The sequence below is a fragment of the Plectonema radiosum NIES-515 genome, assembly GCF_025753815.1.
Lineage (GTDB): Bacteria > Cyanobacteriota > Cyanobacteriia > Cyanobacteriales > Nostocaceae > Hassallia > Hassallia radiosum_A.
Genome location: NZ_JAOWRF010000057.1, coordinates 1 through 3,682 on the forward strand (window position 1 = coordinate 1; position 3,682 = coordinate 3,682).

The 3,682-nt window shown below is 43.5% G+C and carries 2 protein-coding genes; one reads left to right on the forward strand and one right to left on the reverse strand.

All coding sequences use genetic code 11. The features are described 5' to 3' along the window. Positions 1-155 precede the first annotated feature (155 nt). Entirely contained in the window at positions 156-1,301 is a 1,146-nt protein-coding gene (locus OGM63_RS03725; RefSeq protein WP_263744162.1) for a pentapeptide repeat-containing protein, read from the reverse strand. 811 nt (positions 1,302-2,112) lie between these two features. On the opposite strand from OGM63_RS03725, the gene ffh reads away from it, so the two are divergent. After that, complete coding sequence (ffh, locus tag OGM63_RS03730; RefSeq protein ID WP_263744163.1) at positions 2,113-3,573, forward strand: signal recognition particle protein; 1,461 nt, start codon at positions 2,113-2,115, stop codon at positions 3,571-3,573. The last annotated feature ends 109 nt before the right edge of the window (positions 3,574-3,682 follow it).

Sequence of the window (3,682 nt, forward strand, 5' to 3'; positions counted from 1 at the left end):
GCTCCACCGGAGAACTACACGTGACTCGTCGGCGGCAGCGTCAGATGTGTGTAAGATACAGCCCCTAACTCCTAACTCCTAACTCCTAACCCCTAACTCCTAACCCCTAACTCCTAACTCCAAACCCCTAACCCCTAACTCCTAACTCCAAACCCCTAACTCTCAAAAATTGCCCCCAGAAGCATTAACTCTAGCTTCATCTCTTCAGAAAAGCCTTGATTCGATCCAAAGCGAGTTTTCTCGACTTTCACATTATTCAAGTTGGCATTGCTCAAATCAGCATTTCTTAAGTCAGCATTATTCAAATTCGCATCCTCTAAATTAGCCCCACATAAGTTCGCATCTTTGAGGTTAGCATCGCTAAAGTTAGCATTCTTCAAATTAGCACTGCTGAGGTCTGCCCCTCTCAAGTCGGCATTGCTGAGGTTAGCATCCTTAAGTTTGGCATCGCTTAGTTTCGCATCCATTAAGTTAGCACTGCTGAGATTGGCATTCTTCAACTTTACACTGTTCATGTAGGCATTGCTGAAGTTCGCACCGATTAATTGAGCATCGTTGAACTTGCCATTCCATAAATAGACACCCCTAAGGTTGGCATTGTTGAGGTTAGCACCATTGAAGTTGGCTTCGCTGAGGTTGGCACCATTGAAGTTGGCACCCACTAAATGAGCACTGTTGAGGTTGGCACTGCTGAGGTTTGCATTCACTAACTGAGCATTGCTGAGATTTGCATTGCTGAGATTTGCACTGTTGAGATTTGCACTGTTGAGATTTGCATTGCTGAGATTTGCATTGCTGAGATTTGCACCGCATAAGTTGCCATTTAAAAAGCTGGCATTTTCTAACTGAGCATTACTAAAATTAGTACCACTGAAATATAAATCATCAAGGTTAATATTATTGAGATTGATATTATTAAGATTGGCAAGGATAAAGTAAGCTTTGCTTAATTGCTCTTCAGGTACTCGATTAACAAACTTTTGTAGCAAATCTTGATAAAGCGATAGTTTGTTGATTTCCGCATCGCTCAAGTCAGCATCATTTAGGGTAGCTGCTGATAAATTGTTCGTTTCAGATGTCAATTGAGGCTTCTCTAAAAGCCAATTTTTTTTTCTTCTAGTTACAAAAAAAGCAATTAAGCAAAGGCTGAAACCAACCAGAGCTGCTGGTGGTTTCCCGTTCGTCAGCAGCATCACTATAAAACCCATAGTAGCCAGAATAATAATTTGCTTGAGCAATGAAATCAGTTTTGCTTTCGCTTCTCGATAAAAAGTACTATTTTTCCGATTGGTTAGAGTCATGCTTAAATACTTTCCTCGTTGTTTTTACAATTAGTTTAATTAGCCCAGAATTTACCAGTGATTCAACCTACAAATCCTAAGGTAAAATAGTAAATTAGACGATATGATGCACTCTTGCGGACAATAACGTGTCATAACCAAGGTATTTTGTTACAGGCAGGTATGAAAACTAGAGAAGTTTTTAAAGGTAATGCAGTGCCCGATTAATTAGGGAATTTTGATCAGAATCTATAAGCCGATCGCATCCTGAATTGATAGATAAATTCCTAAATAGAAAAATAATGTATTATTTATAATATTTTTTTAGTTTATTTGCGTGTATTTACATTTAAAAAATCTTGATTTCTGCCTAATTAAATCTTTGAACGAGGGGGATGAAGGTAACGCCATAGTCATTGTTTATACTTTGAGCGCGGGAAACTTTGGCTGGGTAATCTAGTTAGGGATAAATTCAGAGGTGGGGAAGAGCGATCGCTTTACTACTGGTTACGACTGGAAATCTCTGTTGTCAGGAAATCAAGATAATGTATGAATGATAACTCAATATATATTGTGGTATAGAAATGTTACATTTTTGTGGGCATTAGGTATTGGGCTTTTTGATGAGGGGGAAAGGGACTGATAGTTAAGGGACTCATGGTAAGAAAGAAGAAATATTTTTCCCCCTGCCCTCACTAGGTATTCGGTAGCTACAGACGGAATGAAAACTACTAAGCTGGTAAATAGCACCTGAAAATACCGGAAGTTAAACAGTGGCACCCAAATGCTACAGTTCATGCTTCCTTGTCGGCTAACTACCTGTAACCAAATTATGTTTGATGCTCTATCTGACCGTTTAGAAGCTGCCTGGAAGAAACTGCGAGGACAGGACAAAATTTCCCAATCCAACATTCAAGACGCTTTGCGTGAAGTGCGTCGTGCTTTGTTGGAAGCAGATGTCAATCTTCAGGTAGTCAAAGATTTTATTACCGGAGTCGAGGAAAAGGCTCAAGGAGCCGAGGTAACTGCTGGTGTGCGACCTGACCAACAGTTCATTAAAATTGTTTACGATGAACTGGTGCAGGTAATGGGGGATGTTAATGTTCCCTTAGCACAAGCTGAAAAATCGCCCACTGTTGTGCTGATGGCTGGGTTGCAGGGAACGGGTAAAACCACAGCCACAGCTAAGTTAGCTTTACATTTACGTAAATTAGAACGCAGCTGCTTAATGGTGGCAACAGACGTGTATCGTCCGGCAGCTATTGACCAGCTAATAACACTGGGTAAGCAAATTGACGTGCCAGTATTTTCCCTGGGAAGCGATGCTGACCCAGTAGAAATCGCCCGTCAAGGTATCGAACGCGGTCGGGCAGAAGGTGTTGATACAGTAATTATCGATACTGCGGGGCGCTTGCAAATCGATGAAGAGATGATGGGAGAGTTAGCCCGCATCAAAGAAACAGTCCAACCGCACGAAACGCTGTTGGTGGTGGACTCAATGACCGGTCAAGAAGCGGCAAATCTCACCCGCACCTTCCACGATCAAATCGGCATTACTGGAGCAATTCTCACCAAACTCGATGGCGATAGTCGTGGTGGTGCAGCTTTATCAGTGCGGCAAATTTCGGGTGCGCCGATTAAGTTTGTCGGCGTGGGTGAAAAAGTTGAGGCTCTCCAACCATTTTACCCTGAGCGGATGGCATCGCGAATTTTGGGAATGGGCGATGTTCTGACGTTGGTAGAAAAGGCTCAAGAAGAAATCGACTTGGCAGATGCCGAGAAAATGCAGGAGAAAATGCTTTCCGCAAAGTTCGATTTTACGGACTTTCTCAAACAGTTGCGCCTGCTGAAAAACATGGGATCGCTGGGTGGTATCATCAAGATGATTCCGGGAATGAACAAGCTATCAGACGATCAGCTAAAGCAGGGAGAAACCCAGCTAAAACGCTGTGAGGCGATGATTAACTCCATGACCAAACACGAACGCCACGATCCCGATTTGTTGGCAAGTTCTCCCAGCCGACGCCGGCGAATTGCGGGTGGTTCTGGTTATAGAGAAGCCGATGTGAGTAAGTTAGTAGCTGATTTTCAAAAGATGCGATCGCTCATGCAGCAAATGAGTCAAGGTGGCGGTATTCCCGGTATGCCCGGTATGTTCGGCGGTGGTGGTATGGGCAATCCCTACCCCGCAGGCAATCGCCCCCCCGCCCCAGGATGGCGAGGTTATACTGACGCTGGAAGTGCTAAAAAGAAAAAGAAGGATAAAAAGAAAAAAGGCTTTGGTAATCTTTAGCCAATGGGGCATGGGGCAATGGGCAATGGGCAATGGGCAATGGGCAATGGGCAATGGGCAATGGGAAATGGGCAATGGGCAATTGGCATTGGGCAATGGGCAATGGCCA